This is a genomic window from Nodosilinea nodulosa PCC 7104 (assembly GCF_000309385.1).
In the GTDB taxonomy this organism is placed as follows: Bacteria; Cyanobacteriota; Cyanobacteriia; order Phormidesmidales; family Phormidesmidaceae; genus Nodosilinea; species Nodosilinea nodulosa.
Window position 1 is genome coordinate 3,552,176 of the sequence record NZ_JH976537.1, and the last position, 16,951, is coordinate 3,569,126.

At 57.2% G+C, this 16,951-nt stretch carries 17 protein-coding genes; 9 read left to right on the forward strand and 8 right to left on the reverse strand.

The window, feature by feature from the left end:
* Positions 1 to 197: 197 nt before the first annotated feature.
* On the reverse strand, positions 198 to 614 hold the full coding sequence (locus LEPTO7104_RS0116335; RefSeq protein ID WP_017299655.1) for a hypothetical protein: 417 nt from the start codon (positions 612 to 614) through the stop codon (positions 198 to 200).
* Positions 615 to 911: 297 nt separating this feature from the next.
* Here LEPTO7104_RS0116335 and hisIE point away from each other — a divergent pair, with 297 nt between their 5' ends.
* The gene (gene hisIE, locus LEPTO7104_RS0116340; protein WP_040695501.1) at positions 912 to 1,562 is read left to right on the forward strand and encodes a bifunctional phosphoribosyl-AMP cyclohydrolase/phosphoribosyl-ATP diphosphatase HisIE; all 651 of its coding nucleotides are present in this window, start codon (positions 912 to 914) and stop codon (positions 1,560 to 1,562) included.
* 98 nt (positions 1,563 to 1,660) lie between these two features.
* Here hisIE and rsmG read toward each other — a convergent pair whose 3' ends face one another.
* Together rsmG and LEPTO7104_RS0116350 are read right to left on the reverse strand one after the other, a co-directional pair.
* A complete protein-coding gene (gene rsmG / locus LEPTO7104_RS0116345; RefSeq protein ID WP_017299657.1) occupies positions 1,661 to 2,407 on the reverse strand; it encodes a 16S rRNA (guanine(527)-N(7))-methyltransferase RsmG in 747 nt (248 codons plus the stop codon).
* 9 nt (positions 2,408 to 2,416) lie between these two features.
* On the reverse strand, positions 2,417 to 3,073 hold the full coding sequence (locus LEPTO7104_RS0116350) for an ABC transporter ATP-binding protein (protein WP_017299658.1): 657 nt from the start codon (positions 3,071 to 3,073) through the stop codon (positions 2,417 to 2,419).
* Positions 3,074 to 3,384: 311 nt separating this feature from the next.
* On the opposite strand from LEPTO7104_RS0116350, the gene LEPTO7104_RS34155 reads away from it, so the two are divergent.
* Positions 3,385 to 4,320 (forward strand): Sll0314/Alr1548 family TPR repeat-containing protein, encoded by a 936-nt coding sequence (locus tag LEPTO7104_RS34155; protein ID WP_155523665.1) that lies wholly within the window; start codon positions 3,385 to 3,387, stop codon positions 4,318 to 4,320.
* Between the two features lie 59 nt (positions 4,321 to 4,379).
* Positions 4,380 to 4,832 carry a DUF3531 family protein gene (locus LEPTO7104_RS0116360; RefSeq protein WP_017299660.1) on the forward strand — a complete coding sequence of 151 codons (453 nt, stop codon included), beginning with the start codon at positions 4,380 to 4,382 and terminating at the stop codon, positions 4,830 to 4,832.
* A gap of 237 nt (positions 4,833 to 5,069) precedes the next feature.
* On the opposite strand, the gene LEPTO7104_RS0116365 is transcribed toward LEPTO7104_RS0116360, so the two are convergent.
* A complete protein-coding gene (locus LEPTO7104_RS0116365) occupies positions 5,070 to 6,089 on the reverse strand; it encodes a ribose-phosphate pyrophosphokinase (RefSeq protein WP_071527262.1) in 1,020 nt (339 codons plus the stop codon).
* 175 nt (positions 6,090 to 6,264) lie between these two features.
* On the opposite strand from LEPTO7104_RS0116365, the gene gloA2 reads away from it, so the two are divergent.
* A complete protein-coding gene (gene gloA2, locus LEPTO7104_RS0116370) occupies positions 6,265 to 6,654 on the forward strand; it encodes an SMU1112c/YaeR family gloxylase I-like metalloprotein (RefSeq protein ID WP_017299662.1) in 390 nt (129 codons plus the stop codon).
* 6 nt (positions 6,655 to 6,660) lie between these two features.
* Here gloA2 and LEPTO7104_RS0116375 read toward each other — a convergent pair whose 3' ends face one another.
* Positions 6,661 to 6,978 (reverse strand): DUF3067 family protein, encoded by a 318-nt coding sequence (locus LEPTO7104_RS0116375; protein ID WP_017299663.1) that lies wholly within the window; start codon positions 6,976 to 6,978, stop codon positions 6,661 to 6,663.
* Between the two features lie 452 nt (positions 6,979 to 7,430).
* Between LEPTO7104_RS0116375 and petC the strand changes: the two genes are divergently transcribed.
* The 5 genes from petC to LEPTO7104_RS40185 all read left to right on the forward strand — a co-directional run bounded on the left by petC (position 7,431) and on the right by LEPTO7104_RS40185 (position 12,710).
* Positions 7,431 to 7,973 carry a cytochrome b6-f complex iron-sulfur subunit gene (petC, locus tag LEPTO7104_RS0116380; protein WP_026072774.1) on the forward strand — a complete coding sequence of 181 codons (543 nt, stop codon included), beginning with the start codon at positions 7,431 to 7,433 and terminating at the stop codon, positions 7,971 to 7,973.
* A gap of 75 nt (positions 7,974 to 8,048) precedes the next feature.
* On the forward strand, positions 8,049 to 9,014 hold the full coding sequence (petA, locus tag LEPTO7104_RS0116385; RefSeq protein ID WP_017299665.1) for a cytochrome f: 966 nt from the start codon (positions 8,049 to 8,051) through the stop codon (positions 9,012 to 9,014).
* A gap of 272 nt (positions 9,015 to 9,286) precedes the next feature.
* A complete protein-coding gene (gene typA, locus LEPTO7104_RS0116390; protein WP_017299666.1) occupies positions 9,287 to 11,077 on the forward strand; it encodes a translational GTPase TypA in 1,791 nt (596 codons plus the stop codon).
* A gap of 234 nt (positions 11,078 to 11,311) precedes the next feature.
* Positions 11,312 to 12,487 (forward strand): DUF58 domain-containing protein, encoded by a 1,176-nt coding sequence (locus LEPTO7104_RS0116395; protein WP_017299667.1) that lies wholly within the window; start codon positions 11,312 to 11,314, stop codon positions 12,485 to 12,487.
* Between the two features lie 70 nt (positions 12,488 to 12,557).
* On the forward strand, positions 12,558 to 12,710 hold the full coding sequence (locus LEPTO7104_RS40185) for a hypothetical protein (protein WP_017299668.1): 153 nt from the start codon (positions 12,558 to 12,560) through the stop codon (positions 12,708 to 12,710).
* A 132-nt stretch (positions 12,711 to 12,842) separates the two neighbouring features.
* Here the strand turns inward: LEPTO7104_RS40185 and gatB are convergent, their stop codons facing one another.
* From gatB to LEPTO7104_RS0116415, 3 genes are all read right to left on the reverse strand, one after another.
* Positions 12,843 to 14,330, reverse strand: coding sequence for an Asp-tRNA(Asn)/Glu-tRNA(Gln) amidotransferase subunit GatB (gatB, locus tag LEPTO7104_RS0116405; RefSeq protein ID WP_017299669.1), 1,488 nt, complete (start codon positions 14,328 to 14,330; stop codon positions 12,843 to 12,845).
* Between the two features lie 245 nt (positions 14,331 to 14,575).
* Positions 14,576 to 15,460 (reverse strand): 4-hydroxybenzoate solanesyltransferase, encoded by an 885-nt coding sequence (locus LEPTO7104_RS0116410; protein WP_026072775.1) that lies wholly within the window; start codon positions 15,458 to 15,460, stop codon positions 14,576 to 14,578.
* Between the two features lie 107 nt (positions 15,461 to 15,567).
* Entirely contained in the window at positions 15,568 to 16,524 is a 957-nt protein-coding gene (locus LEPTO7104_RS0116415; RefSeq protein WP_017299671.1) for an RsmB/NOP family class I SAM-dependent RNA methyltransferase, read from the reverse strand.
* Between the last annotated feature and the right edge of the window lie 427 nt (positions 16,525 to 16,951).

Below are 16,951 nucleotides of genomic sequence, written 5' to 3' on the forward strand. Positions count from 1 at the left end.
AGGTAACGAAAAATGGGGCCAGGTTGTTTACTTCTGCGCTATCTAGCTAATTCATCCCTCAGAGAAAAATTAGTTCCCAAGCCTCAACGAAACAGGAGCACAAAAAAGGACGCAGCACTGCTGCGTCCCGATTGATTCATTGGCGGGGCTTAAGGGCTGTCATCAACTAGTTGCTGATGGCCCAAAAATCACGTTGACTACTTCTTAATGTCCTTGGCCATTTTGCGGAACATGTCGAGGTTGGTATCAACCTTGCGACGCTCGGCGCTGGCATCCTTTTTGACGGCGGGTTGGGAGGAAACCTCAGAAGGGGCCAGCTTCTCCACAGAAAGGCCCTGATCCTGAAGCCGTTTGGCTTCTAAAGCCGAAATCTGCCGAATGCTTTCTTTTTCTCCGGTTTCGCCCCGCTTTTTGGCGTAGGTGCGCCGCACAGTCTTGGAGGATCGCATGTACTCTATGTTCCCATAGCTCTTGGCATCGTCCTCGTTCAGGAAGTACGCTCCTCCAACCTGCTTGATGGTGGGCTGCTGAGGCTTGGGCTGCCGCACGGAGCGGGCTGATTCCCCGGGATTCTTAGGTTTGCCGCCAAACAGCCCGCGAATAAATCCAGTCATGAAGCTCTCCTGCGTCTGTAGATAGTAGGGTCGAATAAACCAAGTCCGCAGGCAAAGCACCCTTGCACAGGGCAGATGGCCAGACTGGACTTAGCTGAAGGTTTGTTAACTACCATGTTAACTTTTGTTGGGAGAAAAGTAGGAGTCAGATTAGAAGGCCTGATTTTGCGGCAGGTTGCCCATTTATGAGAGCGGTCTGCCCGTCAAGTCGCCGTGACGTATTGTCGGTCGAGCATTCGAGCGGAGCAATGGCAAAGAAATACTAGAGTGGGTAAGAATCTTTTACGGCCTGTTTCCATGGTTACCCCCCCGTCTTCATTGTTTGCCGCCGCTGTGCCCGTCGATCGCATTCGCTACAACGATCAGGGTCTAGTGCCTGCGATCGTGCAGGATCACCTCGATGGCACCGTGCTGATGATGGCCTGGATGAACGCCGAATCGCTGCAAAAAACCCTAGACAGCGGCGAAACCTGGTTCTGGAGCCGATCGCGCCAGGAATTTTGGCACAAGGGGGCCACCTCGGGGCATGTGCAAAAGGTGCGGGCCATCCGCTACGACTGCGACAGCGACGCCCTGCTGGTCACGGTGGAGCAGATCGGGGATGTCGCCTGCCACACGGGCGAGCGCAGCTGCTTTCACCAGGTAGAGGACCACAAAATTGCGCCCCCCGCCGATACCCTGTCGCAGGTGTTTGGGGTAATCTGCGATCGCCGCGATCACCCCAACCCCGACTCCTACACCTGCAAGCTTTTGGCCGGGGGCGACAACAAAATTCTCAAAAAAATTGGCGAAGAATCCGCCGAAGTGGTGATGGCCTGCAAGGACGACGACGGCGACGCGATCGCCGGGGAAGCCGCCGACCTGATGTACCACACCCTGGTGGCCCTGGCCCACCACGGGGTCGATATTAAGGACGTTTACCGCAAGCTCCAGGAGCGGCGACGGTAGATAAGGCGATGGGGAAGATGAGGGAGATAGGGAAGGTGAGGGAGAGCAAATGCAGACCCTCCTTATCTTCCCCACCTTCCTCATCCCCCTCATCTTCCCTAAATCAGCGGCGTCTTCGACGGTATCCCCGGCAGGCGAGGAAACTTGTCGGGGGTGCGCTCGACCTTAGTGAGAATCACATTGTGGCGAACGCCCTGGGTCAGGGGCGTGGTCTGCGATCGCACCGACTGCAGCTTACCGCCCAAGCGCGGCAGAATAGCCGCCAGGCCAGCCTCCTCCTCTGTCGACCATTGGCCCCGGTAGAGCACAGCTTGTCCGCCCAGTTTCAGCAGCGGTAGAGCGTACTCAGCACAGGCATTCACGGAGCCAACGGCCCGCAGCAGGGCCAAATCGTAGGCCTCCCGGTGAACGGGCTGATGGGCTACCTGCTCAGCTCGCTGGGGCAGAAAGCTGACGTTAGCGATCCCCAAGCTGTCGCAGATGATTTCGAGCGCCGCAATTTTCTTGCGGGTGGCATCCATCAGGGCAATTGTCCAGTGGGGAAACACCAGGGCCACTGGCAGGCCAGGAAATCCGCCGCCGGTACCAACATCGACCACCTTCAGCCCTGGCTCCCTGGCCTCGGGATCGCTCAGTAAGGGAGCAACGCCCTGGAGCGAATCCCACAGGTGTTTTTCCCAGAAATCTTCGGGCGTTGTAATGCGGGTCAGATTGACCTGCTGGTTAGCGGCCAGAATTGCCCCGTAGAGCTGCTGAAAACGCTGCTGGTGAAGGCTGCTAGGCTGCCAGTGTAGGGTGCTCTGCCAGCGATCGCCGTGCGTCGGCAATAGGTCGATGGTCTCCATGGTGCTGCTTTAACCTGCCGCTGACGAAAGAGACGTTTGGGCTACCGGGGCAAGTCTGCCGTGGTCGAGCTGCCAGCAGCGATCGGCCAAATCAGCCAGTTCGTCGGCATCGTGGGAGACCACTAGCAGCGTCCAGTTTTGCTTGAGCTGCTTGAGCAACCCCAAGATCTGTCGCCGCATTGACCAATCTAGGCCCGCCGTGGGCTCATCGAGCAACAGCAGGTAGGGTTTGCGAATCAGCTGCACCGCTAAGGCCAGTCGGCGCTGCTGTCCACCGCTCAAATCCTGGGGAGAAGCCTTCAGGGAAAGCTGTTCCAGCCCCACCGCCTTTAACGCCTGATCAATCTGGTCGCGGGCCAGTTCTGGGTGCCCCAGGCGGAGTTCTTCGAGCAGCGTATGTCCACAGAAGTGGCGCTCTGGAAACTGAAACACCAGCCCCGCCAGCTGCCTCAACGCCTCAGCGTCTAGGTCCTGCTGCCGCCACTGGATAGCCCCCTCCGTGGGCTGAGCAAACCCCGCCATGATTTCTAGCAGGGTGCTCTTGCCCGAACCGCTAGGCCCGTAGATTAGCCCCAGCTGTTGGGGGGCAAGCTCTAGGGAAATGTTGCTCAAAATGGCCCTTGGGCTAGCCGGCGGATGGTAGGTAAGCTGGCGAAGATGGAGCATTCTGGCCGACAGTAAAACAGCAAACAGGAGCGCTAAGCTAAATGAGAATAAACGAGAACCGTTGATTTGATCTCCTCTACAGTGTGCCCTAGGACGTGGCCATTGATGGCGCTTTAGGGTCAGTTCGCCTAGAGCTAGGCCAGTGTAGCTTCTGTAACATTACTACCGCAAACCAAAGGGGAATTCGCCACAATTAGGCCATCAGGTTCCGCACCTACCGCTTAGGCACATAGCCCTCCCTTCAGAATCCAGTCTTTCGCGCCAAACGTTTTTTTCGCGCCAAATGTTTAGGTCGTAACGGATAATTCACCATGGTTTTTCCCGCCTGCATTGCCTCACCTCGCATCGGTTCGCGCTTCAAAGCACTGTCAGCAAGTGCTCTCACCACGGCTTTTTTGTCCTTAGCGCCCATGGCCGCCCAAGCGGCCGATCCGTTTCGCACCACCAATCCCCACGATATTGGTGACAAAACTGAGGCCGTGTTCAACGCCCTGTTTCGTGACGGCAACTATACAGAGGCCGAGACTCTGGTGGGACAAGCCATTGCCCAAGAGCCTGAGGAACCGATGAACTACGCCATCGCAGCGGCCCTAGGCTACCTCAACAACGATCTCGATGCCCTGGCCAAGCAGGCTCAGATGACCCAGGAAACCGCCGATGCGCTTAAGGCTACCGACCCCTTGCGTGGCCATCTCTACACCGCCGTAGGCTTATTTATGGAAGGGGCTCATGTACTGCAAACCCAGGGTATTGCCCGCGGCACCCCCAGCGCCCTGCGTCTGCTTCAGCGGGTCTTTAGCGAGCTAGATGAGGCAGAAAAGATTGACCGCGATGATCCAGAGCTGAGCTTACTCAAGGGTTTTATGGATTTGCTGCTGGCTGTAAATCTACCCTTTGCCAATCCTGACCAGGCGATCGCCCGCCTGCAAAACGGGCACCCTGACTACCTCACCTATCGCGGTATTGCCATTGGTCTGCGCGACCTAGGCCGCTACAGCGAGGCCCTCACCGAGGTCGATAAGGCCTTAGCGGCGGCCCCTGAAAACCCCGATCTTCTGTACCTGAAGGCCCAGATTCTCTTCCTCCAAAAGCAGTACGAGGCCAGCGTGCCCCTTTACCAGTCGGCCCTGTCCTACGCCGATCAGCTACCGGTGGCTACGGTGCAGCAGATCGCCTTTGAGGCCTGCCAAGCCGAAGGCGGCGAAGGAGAGGTCTGTTTCGCGCGATCGCGCGTCACCGATCGCTAGTTTGCGCTGGGTAAGCCCTGTTAAGCCCTATGCTGAGTAATGCAGCGTAGGGCTTTGTTATGCAGGTTGAATTTCGCGAGTGCGACTTCTTTAACCTATGGGTTTGGCTGAAGTTTGAGACCGTGCCCTCAACCATGGAGCAGCAGTACATCGACGAAGTGTTTTCATCGTGGTTTTTCTTGGGCAAGCTGGGAGGCTTCAATGCCGAGAACCTCCAGGTCCAGGATACCGGCCTAGATATCAGCTACATGCCCTATGACCAGGAGCAGTTGGGCAACAGCATGCTGTCGGTTATGCACAACATGGGCGAGGTGCAGTACCAGGGGCTGTGGGCCCGCTGCTGGCTTGATCTGGGCACCAGCGATGCCCTGGCCGTTGATGTGCTGATTAACGCCCTAGAGCAGTTTAGCCGCGAGTACGTGGCGATTGAAACCTGCTACATCGGCGGCGAAAACGCCGACTGGCCTATTCCCGGCAGCGGTCAACCTGAATTTGTTGACGAAGACGCGTGAGCGACATGTAGCCATAGTCATATTGGTTAGGACATCCAGAAACCCTATGAACGTTCAAACGTTTGAACGTTCACAGAAGACATGTTTTAACCAGACTGGCCAAAGCTATAGTCCAATTTGCCCCAGCCAAACTCAAGGATGGGGCTAGCTGATAAAACAAGGGGAGAGGTTGCCTGTTGCAACCTCTCCCCTTGGCCAAAACCGGAAAAGCATCAATCGGGCGGGGCAAACCGACGGCTAGCGAAACATGCTGCTAACCGAGCTCTCCTCATGGATGCGCCAGATCGCTTCTCCCAACAGGTTAGCCATGGACAGCACCGTCAGCTGCTCAAATTGACGGGCCGCCGTCATCGGAATCGTGTTGGTGACGATTACCTCCTCAAACAGCCCCGCCGACAGACGCTCTATCGCTGGGGGCGAGAACACCGGGTGGGTAGCGCAGGCATAGACCTGGCGGGCCCCTTCCTGCTTTAGCAACCGCGCCCCCTCGCAGATGGTACCAGCGGTATCAATCATGTCATCGACGAGCACGGCGGTTTTACCGTACACATCCCCTACCACATTCATCACCTCGGCCACGTTATGGGCCTGGCGGCGTTTATCGATAATGGCCAGGGGCGCATCGTTTAGCTTTTTGGCAAAGGCGCGGGCGCGGGCCACGCCGCCCACGTCGGGGGAGACTACCACCAGATCTTCCAGCTGTTTGCTGGCGATATAGTCGATGAGCACCGGAGTACCGTAGACGTGATCGCAGGGAATATCAAAGTAGCCCTGAATTTGAGCCGAGTGCAGATCAATGGCCAAGACGCGACTGGCCCCGGCCTTAGTCATCAGGTTGGCCACCAGCTTGGCGGTAATCGACTCGCGCCCAGCGGTCTTGCGGTCGGCCCGAGCATAGCCGTAGTAGGGAATTACAGCGGTAATCTGCCGGGCCGAGGCGCGCCGACAGGCGTCGATCATGATCAGCAGTTCCATCAGGTGATCGTTCACCGGCTGGCAGGTGGGCTGAATGAGATAGACGTCGCAGCCGCGAATCGACTCTTGAATCTGGATGTAAAGCTCGCCATCGGCAAAGCGTTTGCGCACCATTGGTCCGAGGTCTAGCCCCAGGTAGCGGGCCACTTCGCGCGCCAGATCAACGTTGGCTGAACCAGAAAAAAGTTTGAGGCGGTTATTCTCTCCGAAGTGCGGCAGCGACGGAGTTTGCATCGGCAAAGTGGCGGAACGGATCACATCAGGCCCTCTGAGCATGTTCACCTAGGAAATCCTAGCATTCCAACCTGAAAAGCTTTTGAGCATTTATCCTTAAAATGCGGCGATCGCTGCTAGGCCCTAGCACGTACAAAGCCAGCGTTCCCGCTCCGGCAAAGCAGCTACCGACCCACAATATATAACGTAGCAATTCCACCAATCGCTTAGTCGCTTAGTCGCTATGTCACCCTTTCAAGGCATTCACCACATTGCAATTATCTGTAGCGACTACGGTCGATCAAAGCAGTTTTACACCGAGGTCTTGGGCCTAGACGTGGTGCGCGAGACCTATCGGGCTGAGCGACAGTCCTACAAGCTCGATTTACGCTTGCGGGACGGCACGCAGATTGAGCTATTTTCCTTTCCGGCTCCACCGCCCCGCCCCTCTCGCCCAGAGGCCCAGGGGCTGAGGCATCTGGCGCTAGTAGTAGATGACCTAGAGGCAGCTATTCAACATCTTCAGAGCCACGGGGTAGCCACCGAAGCTATTCGCCTGGATGACCTGACCGGCAAGCGCTTCGTCTTTTTCCAAGATCCTGACCGGCTCCCCATCGAGCTGTACGAGCGCTGAGGCAGGTTAAAACTCGTCAGTCAGCCACTCCAGCGATCGCTCCCCCAGCGACAGGGGAATGCTAACGGCTTTGCCCAGCCGGGGACGATCGCGGGTTTGGGCAATCCACTGCTGCACATAGTCCACCTGCCCCCACTCGTGCAGATACAGCATCACCTGATTGAGGTGCGCCAAATACTCATCTTCGCTAAGGGGGAACGACACCTGCTCCAGGTAGCGCCACATGACCTGAAGAAAAATCTTGCCCTGGGTGCGTCGAAACTGAATATCAAAGGAATAGCCCCATTTCTCGATTAGAAGTGCCTGCAAGTCTTCCCCTGTCATTGCCTTCGTCCTACCATCGTCAGTCTCGATACATTTCTTTACGATACGTCCTGGGGGTTCAGCCCAGGCAGGTCGCTCCTTCAACTGCCAAAATCAGCCAAATACTCTGATAACTGAGTTTATCAAAGGATAAGTTGTCGTTCGTCCGGCTTCACTGCCGTTCAGGCCTTGCCAACGACCTTGATTGCCGTGTTTTCTGCCGCTTCCAGCCAAAAAACTGCGATCCTTCCGGCCTATTTACCTCCAGTAGAAATTTTCTGAGAACAGCAAGGTGCAATAATACGATTGGTGAAGCTAAAGGCGTGGTCAGCAACATCGGGACTGCTCCAATGGTTGCCCCGCTAAGGGTTTGCCTGGCTGCGATGGGGGCGATTAGCCCGCTATTGTAGGTAGGCTCAGCTACCGCCGTTGATAGCTGCTATTCATTTGAAACAGGTATACCAGTCTGGATTATGACTCAAGTTTCTGGAACCTCCGATGTCCCTGATTTGGGACGCCGCCAATTTATGAATCTGCTACTCCTAGGGGCCGCCAGTGGGGCCGTCGGGGGCATGCTCTATCCCGTTGTTAAATACTTTATTCCTCCCTCCAGCGGCAGTGCCGGAGGCGGGGTAACCGCCAAGAACGAGTTGGGCAACGATGTTATTGCCAGCCAGTTTGTGGAGACCCACAACCCCGGCGATCGCGTGCTGGTGCAGGGGCTCAAGGGTGACCCCACCTACCTAGTGATTCAAGAAAGCGGCTCCCTAGAGAGCTACGGCATCAGCTCTATCTGCACCCACTTGGGCTGCGTCGTACCCTGGAACGCCAGCGAAAACAAATTTAAGTGCCCCTGCCACGGCTCCCAATACGATGCCACTGGCAAGGTGGTGCGTGGCCCCGCGCCGCTTTCTTTGGCTCTGGCCCACGCCAACGTCACTGAAGACGACAAAGTTTCTCTGACCGATTGGACTGAGACCGACTTCCGAACCGGCGAATCTCCCTGGTGGACGTAGGCCTAGCCTGGATTTTGGCAAACTGCGACAAAACAACCCGTTGACATAACTCCAGTTGACATAACCTCTGAACGCATGAACAGATTCACTTCACTGATCCAGGGTTGGCACCCCATTGCCCTCACCTGCGCCGCTCTGCTGACGGTTTTGACAGGTTGGCTAGCGGTTCCCCAAACCGCTGCCGCATATCCCTTCTGGGCCCAGGAAAACTACGCAACTCCTCGGGAAGCCACCGGTCGGATTGTTTGCGCCAACTGTCACCTGGCGGAAAAAGCGACCAAGGTCGAGGTGCCCCAGGCGGTTTTACCCGACTCTGTATTTAAGCTCAAGGTCGAAGTGCCCTACGACCTCGACACCCAGCAGGTGCTGGGCGACGGCAGCCGAGGTGGCCTGAATGTAGGTGCGGTGGTGATTTTACCGGAAGGCTTCAAGATTGCGCCTCTCGATCGCATGTCTGAGGAGCTCAAGGAAGAAGTGGGTAGCACCTACTTCCTGCCCTACAGCGACACCCAGGAAAACATCGTGCTGGTTGGCCCTCTACCCGGCGAGCAGTACCAGGAAATCGTCTTCCCGGTGCTCTCTCCCGACCCCAGCCAAGATAAGTCGGTTTCCTTTGGAAAATACCAAATCCATGTGGGCGGCAACCGAGGCCGAGGCCAGGTATACCCCACTGGACAGGCCAGCAACAACACCGTCTACAATGCCACCGTGAACGGCACCGTAACCGATGTTGAGCCCCAGGCTGCCGGGGGCTATCTCGTCACTATCCAGCCCGAAGCTGGCGCTAGCGTCACCGAAACTATTCCAGCCGGCCCCGAACTTCTGGTGGCCGCAGGCGATGTGGTAGAAGCCGGTAAACCCCTAACCAGCAACCCCAACGTGGGCGGCTTTGGCCAAATGGATACCGAAATCGTCCTGCAAAGCCCCAACCGGATTAAGGGCCTCGTCGCCTTCCTGGCGGCTGTCATGCTAACCCAGATTATGCTGGTGCTGAAGAAGAAGCAGGTGGAGAAAGTCCAGGCCGCTGGGATGACCATGTAGGCGACCCGCCGAAGGTCTATATGACCTATGGTTCACCGATAGAAAAGGGGTGCTGGTAGGCATCCCTTTTTTGCTGTCTGGGCCTGGGCAAGGTTTCCTGGGCGAGGTTGAAATATAAGATTCGCAGCTTTTGTCAGGGGTCTGTTTAGTGAGCTACAATTGTTAAGTCTTTTTGCTTTTTGTCTACTCGGAACTTGTCTTGAGCTTCCTACCGTTTGGCGCTCTGGGGTAGTTTCGTTGCCCAATTATTGTCGCCCAGGTTTTACACAGTTATGACGCTTCCCATTCGCAACGTTGCAATCATTGCTCACGTTGACCACGGCAAAACCACTCTGGTTGATGCCCTGCTAAGGCAGTCCGGCATTTTTCGCGAAGGGGAAGACGTACCCGACTGCGTCATGGACTCTAACGACCTGGAGCGGGAGCGTGGCATTACCATTTTGTCGAAGAACACCGCCGTCCGCTACGGAGAGACGTTAATCAATATCATCGATACCCCTGGTCACGCCGACTTTGGCGGCGAGGTAGAGCGGGTACTGGGCATGGTCGATGGCTGCATCCTGATTGTGGATGCCAACGAAGGCCCCATGCCCCAGACCCGATTTGTGCTCAAAAAAGCTCTGGAAAAGGGGCTACGTCCCATTGTGGTGGTCAATAAGATCGATCGCCCCCAGGCCGATCCCCATGGATCGGTAGATAAGGTGCTCGATCTATTCATTGAGCTAGGGGCCGATGATGACCAGTGCGAGTTTCCCTACCTATTTGCATCGGGTTTGGCGGGCTATGCCAAAGCCAAGCTCGAGGATGAAGGGATCGATATGAAACCCATGTTCGAGGCTATTCTCGACCATGTACCACCTCCGGTCGGCGATCCTGAAAAGCCTCTGCAAATTCAGGTGACGACCCTCGACTATTCTGAGTATTTAGGCCGCATTGTGATCGGTAAGATCCACAACGGAGTGATCAACGCTGGCCAGCAGGCGGCTTTGGTTAGAGAAGACGGCAGCCTGGTTAAATCTAAGATCTCGAAACTGCTGGGCTTTGATGGCTTGAAGCGCATTGAGATTGAGCAGGCCTCGGCAGGCCACATCGTAGCGGTAGCGGGCTTTGCCGATGCCAACATTGGTGAAACAATTACTTGCCCCACCAACCCCCAGGCGCTGCCCCTGATCAAGGTAGACGAACCAACCTTGCAGATGACCTTTGTGGTCAACGACTCGCCCTTTGCGGGCCAAGAGGGCAGCTTTGTCACGTCGCGCCAGCTGCGCGATCGCCTCATGCGCGAGCTTGAGACCAACGTAGCTTTGCGGGTCGAACCCACCGATTCCCCCGATCGCTTCTCCGTGTCGGGCCGAGGTGAGCTGCACCTGGGTATTTTGATTGAGACTATGCGGCGGGAAGGTTATGAGTTTCAGGTCACCCAGCCTCAGGTCATCTATCGCGAAGTCAACGGTCAACCCTGTGAGCCCTACGAGCTGCTAGCGCTCGATGTCCCCGAAGAGGGCGTGGGTGGCTGTATGGAGCGCATTGGCCAGCGCCGGGGCGAACTGCAAGATATGCGGATCATGGGCGACGGTCGCGCCACCCTGGAATTTGTGATTCCCGCTCGGGGGCTGATTGGTTTTCGGGGTGAGTTTATGCGGCTGACCCGCGGCGAGGGCATCATGAACCACAGCTTCTCAGACTACCGCCCCCTCTGTGGCGAAATTGAGGCCCGCCGCAACGGTGTGCTGATTGCCTTTGAAGAAGGGGTAGCCACCTTCTATGCCCTCAAAAATGCCGAAGACCGGGGAGTCTTCTTCATTGCCCCTGGCACCAAGGTCTATAAGGGCATGATTGTGGGAGAGCACAACCGCAACCAGGATTTGGACCTCAATATCTGCAAGACGAAACAACTCACCAACCACCGCGCCGCTGGCGGGGATGAATTGGTACAGCTACAAACCCCTGTGGATATGAGCTTAGAGCGCGCTCTAGAATATATTGGCCCGGATGAACTGGTGGAGGTTACCCCGGAGTCCATTCGCCTGCGCAAGCTTTCTAAAAAGCTGGTCAAGCGATAGACAGGGCCAACCGCAGAAATTGCCCATTGTTTGAGCTGGATTCCCCTGTCACTGCGAACAGAGGAATCCAGTTTTGTTTGGGTATGCTCTGCTATAGCTGCTGCCCCAGCCTAGGACCGCTGCGGATAGATTCGATCCCGGCGGTTTGCCCGTCAGTGTTCGCATTTATGCTGGACGGGCGGCACCTGGGCCGGTGCGATCGCGCCTCCAATACAGGTAGAGTAAGGCAATCCCATGAGATTTGCGGCCCGCTTCACTAACTGGCTAGAGCACCGCTGGGTCAACCCTGCCTATGTGGGTTGGGTGCTGCTGGGGCTTGCGCTGTTCTTTTTTGCGGCGGCGACCAATACCCTGGCAGGCTGGCTCTACGTGATTAGCGGCGTCATGCTGGCGCTGCTGATGGTGGCGGCCCTGCTGCCGCCCCGCAATCTACAGGGGCTGGTGGTGACGCGATCGCCCATTCAGCCCGTTACAGCCAGCACCCCCCTAGCAATTGAGCTTCGTGTTCACAATCCTCAGCGACAGCCCAGGGGGCTGTTTCAGATTATCGATTCCCTGCCCGCCAGTTTGGGGGCCGTTCAGGCAACGGCCATTAGCACTTTGCCCCCTGGCCAAACTTACACCTGGCAATACTCAGTGCCCACCGAGCGCCGAGGCATCTACCACTGGCCCCAGGTCGATCTGCGAACGGCCGCTCCTCTGGGGCTGTTTTGGTGCCGCCGCTCTACGGAAGCACCGGCCACTGCCGTGGTGTATCCCCAGGTATTGCCCCTAAAGCGCTGCCCGCTGCTGGATACTGTTGGCCCTCGCAACGGGCAGCACTGGCGCTATAGCCCCTTGACCCAGGCCGATACCCAGGGGGTGACGCGATCGCTGCGGCCCTACCGCTGGGGCGACCCCACCCGGCTGATTCACTGGCGTACCAGCGCCCGCTACGGTGAACTCCGGGTGCGCGAGCTAGAAAACATGACCGCCAGCCGCGAAGTGATTATTGCCCTCAACACCAGCGCCCGTTGGGATGTGCCCAGCTTTGAGCAGGCTGTAGTGGCGGCGGCTTCGCTCTATACCTATGCCGTCAAGCAGGGCTTTACCGCTGCCCTTTGGCTGCCCAACTTGGCCGCAGGAAACAATCTGCTGAGAGAGAGCAGCCGGGTGATGTATTCTTTAGCGGGGATCAATCCCGCTCCAACGGCTCAGAGCGCCACGGCACTGCCGCCGAGGGCCACAATCTGGCTGACGGCGGCAGGTGCTCCGTCGATGGCCCTGCCAGCGGGCAGCCGCCAGGTAGTGTGGGGAAATGGCTCGGGGTCCGATGCCCAAGATAGGGGCATCGGTACCCTACAAATTGATGCCAGTGAGCCCCTAGAAACCCAGCTGCAGGCCAAGGTTGCTGATATAGCCAGGTTTTGACGAGTTTTGGGCTAGGCCAAGGGGGCAGCCGCCAGACTCTATCTCGGCTTTGGCGATCGCGTTTAGTGCGATGAGCCCAGAGTCTGCCGGTGCGATCGCCTCAACCCAGCTGAGCAGGATTTCCCTGGGCGTAGGGGCTGACCCCGAGGCAATTTTTCGGCTAGTGAACGCCATTCTGCCCCTGCCCATCGGGGTAGGCAGAATAGCTTTGGCACAGAGCTAAAAAAGGGCAAAAAAAAGGAGAGCCTAAAATAGCTCTCCCTACCATCAGGGTGCATCTGAGTACCATATTAACCCAAAAAAAGCATGGGGGGTGAGACCCCTTATTGAATTTTTTCAATGGATTTAATGGCTATCATGTATTTAGCTTTTGGCTCAGGAGCTGGTTGCTCAACTTGGGGTCAACCCGACCTCCACTGCGCTTCATGAGCTGGCCGACAAAAAAGCCCTGGAGCTTTTTCTTACCGCCGCGATAGGCTTCAAGCTCCTCGGGATGGGCCGCTAGCACCTCGTCGATCAGCGCCTCAATCTGAGCGGGGTCGGAAATTTGGCTCAGCCCCCGCGTCTCGACCAGAGCCTTGGGCGAACCGCCCTGGGTCAGCAGTTCGGGTAGCAAATCCTTGCCAATTTTGTTGCTGATAGTGCCCGCTTCAATCAGCTGCACCAGCTCCGCCAGACTGGCCGGAGTCAAGGGCAGCGCGTCAATCGACAGCTTTTCGTTGTTTAAGTAAGCGGCAATGTCCTGGGTAATCCAGTTGGAGGTGAGTTTGGCATCGGCCCCGGCGGCTACTGTAGCCTCAAAGTATTCGGTAATCGCGCGCTCGTCGCTGAGCACCCGCGCATCGTAGGGGGAGAGGCCAAAGTCTTCTTCGTAGCGGGCCCGCTTTTGGGCCGGCAGCTCGGGCAATTCGGCCAGCCAGCCTTCCCTCTGCTCCACCGACACCACAATGGGAGGCAGGTCAGGTTCTGGGAAGTAGCGGTAGTCGCTGGAGCCTTCCTTGGAGCGCATACTCTGGGTGCGCTGGCTGCTTTCATCCCACAGGCGGGTTTCTTGAACGATTCTTTCGCCCGCTTGATTGGCTTTGATCTGCCGCTCAATCTCGTACTCGATCGCTTTTTGGATGGCGCTGAAGGAGTTCATATTTTTGATCTCCACCTTGGTGCCAAATTCCGCCTGGCCCACCGGGCGAACGGAAATGTTCACGTCGCAGCGCAGGGATCCCTCCTGCATGTTGCCGTCGCTGATGCCCAAATAGCGAACAATGCGGCGCAGCTCCTGGGCGTATTCGGCGGCCTCCTGCCCGGTGCGAATATCGGGTTCTGAGACGATCTCAATCAGCGGTACCCCGGCTCGGTTGTAGTCCACCAGGGAGTAGGTGGACCCGGCCAGTCTGTCGCTGCCCGCGTGCACCAGCTTGCCCGCGTCTTCTTCCATGTGCAGGCGGGTGATGCCAATGCGCTTGCGGGTGGCTTGCTTGGTTTTCTTGTCGATTAGCTCGATCTCTAGCCAACCGTGCTCGGCAATGGGCAGATCGTACTGGGAGATTTGATAGTTCTTGGGCAGGTCAGGGTAGAAGTACTGCTTGCGATCGAACTTGGAGTAGGGAGCGATCTGACAATTTAAGGCCAATCCCGCTTTGACAGCGTACTCCAGCACCCGCTGATTGAGCACCGGCAGCACCCCAGGCATGCCCACCACGATGGGGTCAATGTAGGTGTTGGGATCTGCCCCAAACGCGGTAGACGCCGGGGAGAAAATTTTGGTTTCGGTGCACAGCTGACAGTGGGTTTCGAGACCAATGATGGCTTCGTACTGGGTTTTGGCGGGGGCCGCAGTGGTCATAAACCGCTCCAACGGGGAATGGGGTCAATTTAACTATTGTAGCTGGGTGGGAGGTGGGGGAGTGATGGGGTGGGGAGTGATGGGGTCGGGAGTGATGGGGTCGGGAGTGATGGGGTCGGGAGTGATGGGGTCGGGAGTGATGGGGTCGGGAGTGATGGGGTCGGGAGTGATGGGGTGGGGAGTGATGGAGTGGGGAGTGATGGAGTGGGGAGGATTGTTAACGGGACTTACCCCTGCGGGCTGCGCTAGAGCAGCGAGCCTAAGATCATGCCGAGGAGGAGCACAAAGCCGAGCTGGACGTTCTGCCGAAAAATCTGCCCGTAGAGCTGGAGCGGGGGCTTGTAAAGACTGAGCTGGTAGGACTGACGCGACCAGACAATTAAGGCCGCGGCCAGGCTCAGCCAGTAGGGAAACGCCAAGAACAGCAGCAGCCCCAGCCAAATCAGGAGCAGCCAGGTGCCCAATAGGCAAAAGCCAATGAATTGAGCGCTGTAGTCGCCAAAGAACAGAGCCGATGAGTTGACCCCCAGACGGCGATCGTCGTTGCGATCGGGAATGGCGTAGACGGTGTCGAAGGCGAGGGTCCACAGCACTACGGCCAGCCACAAAATCCACGTGGGCAGCTCGAGGGTGTTGGTTACAGCCGCCCAGGGAATGAGTACGGCAAATCCCCAGGCCAGCGATAGCACTAGCTGGGGCACTGGAAATATTCGCTTGGCCAGGGGATAGAGCAAAATAACGGGCACCGCCAGGACGCACAGCCAAAAGCTCAGGGGGTTGAGGTAGCGCGATAGGCCATAGGCGCAGAGCAGCGATACCAGCAGCACACCGATCCCGACCTGTACCGAGAGATGGCGGGCGGCCAGGGGACGGGTGCGGGTGCGATCGACGTGGGGGTCAATGTTGCGATCCCACAGGTCGTTGACCACACAGCCAGCGGCACTGGTGGCTAAGGTGCCCAAGATAATGACACCTACCAGGGGAAGCGGCGGGCTACCCTGGGCCGCCAGCACGACTGACCAGAGGGCAGGCAGCATTAAAATGAGCCGTCCGGTGGGTTTGTCCCAGCGCAGCAGACGAAGGATGGCACTCAGCGTAGAGGGTTGGGGACGGGTGGAAGGACTCGCCATGGTTGCTGGCACACTACATCGCTACAGCCTTCAGCATAGCGGCCCCAGGGCCAGGTCAAAAGCGCTGGAGCGAGGGCACCGCCCGACTCCTTCCCTGGCTGCGGCTATCAGTCTGAGCTGTAGATTTTCAGCCCCTTTGCGGTTAGGAGGTCTAAATTGACAGCAGCGGCGGTGTCTGCTCGATTGTGAAGGAGTACGGTAAAGCCTCCTGCCCCCAGCCCGGACTGGGGCCATAGTCGATAGCAGGGAAAGGAAACTAAGGGTGAGGCATAATCTGCCAGGGCTGGAACCTCAACGGCTGTGAACTGGGGAAACTTTTTGATCAGCCAGGCGGCCACCTGTTCGTTTTCCTCGGGGGAAAAGGTACAGGTCATGTAGGCCAGGTAGCCGTTACCCGCTACGGTTTGGGCCGCGCTGGCGAGGATGCGTTTTTGACGACCAGCATTTTTTTTGATATTCACGGGGTGAAAGCAGCCCAGGGCAGCGTCACCTTTTGCCAGCAGCGACTGCCCGCTGCACGGGGCGTCAACAATGACGATGGAGGCCCCATGGGCAAGCTGTTCGGCAAAGACTTGAGGGTCGAGGTTGAACACCAGGGCTTCGGTGAGTCCGCAGCGCTTGAGGTTAGAGATTAAGATTCTCACCCGCTTGTGGATGACTTCGTTACACCAAAGCTGCGTTGGAGCCAATGTCTTCCAGGCCAGTAAGCTTTTGCCCCCTGGGGCGGCGCAGAGATCGAGCACTGATTCTACCGGCGCTGCGATCGCGCCCAAAACCGCCGCCGAGAACACCGAGGCCATATCCAGACAGTAGTAGGCCCCGGCCTGGTGGAGAGGGTGTCGTCCGGGCCGCTGATCGCCGCTGAGGCGATCGACCCAGGCGGGCTGCCAGGCGAGCGGCGGGGCGATCGCAAAGGGAACTACCTGCGGGCGGGGCTGAACCCACAAAAGGGCGGAGGGAAACGCCTGAGGGGTGGTCAGAGCTGCCACGAAGGCATCGCGATCGCGTTCCTCCGAGAATAGCCGACGGCTCAGTTTTAGCAGCAGATTAGACGGTTGGCCCATAGGGCAGGATTATGCCACAACCGTTACCTGAGCCGCAGGGCAAAGCCCCACAGCTATAGCTGGCCCCGTTGCTGCCTGGGTGAATCTATCACCCGCTGCCTGAGCTATATCTCAAGCAGGATGTGGCCTCGGAAAAAATAATCTCTAGGGCAATTCAATATTGATAAATTCAGTATTTGGTATTTTGTATACAGAACCATATTGATAAAATCTAGCGCGATCGCTCGCTGTCAACCGTAATACCGCTGCCGTTTTAAATGATCCCCATCAAGTTTACGTTCGTTAAAGTTTTGAGAATTGGTAATTCATAAAATGTGAATAGGCCTAAAGTAAACATAAAGAAAACATAAAGCGAGTTTGGCGATTCCATCGGCTGTAGTCTTTTACTACCCAGGTGTCTGGGACTTAGGATAGATGATCCCCAATT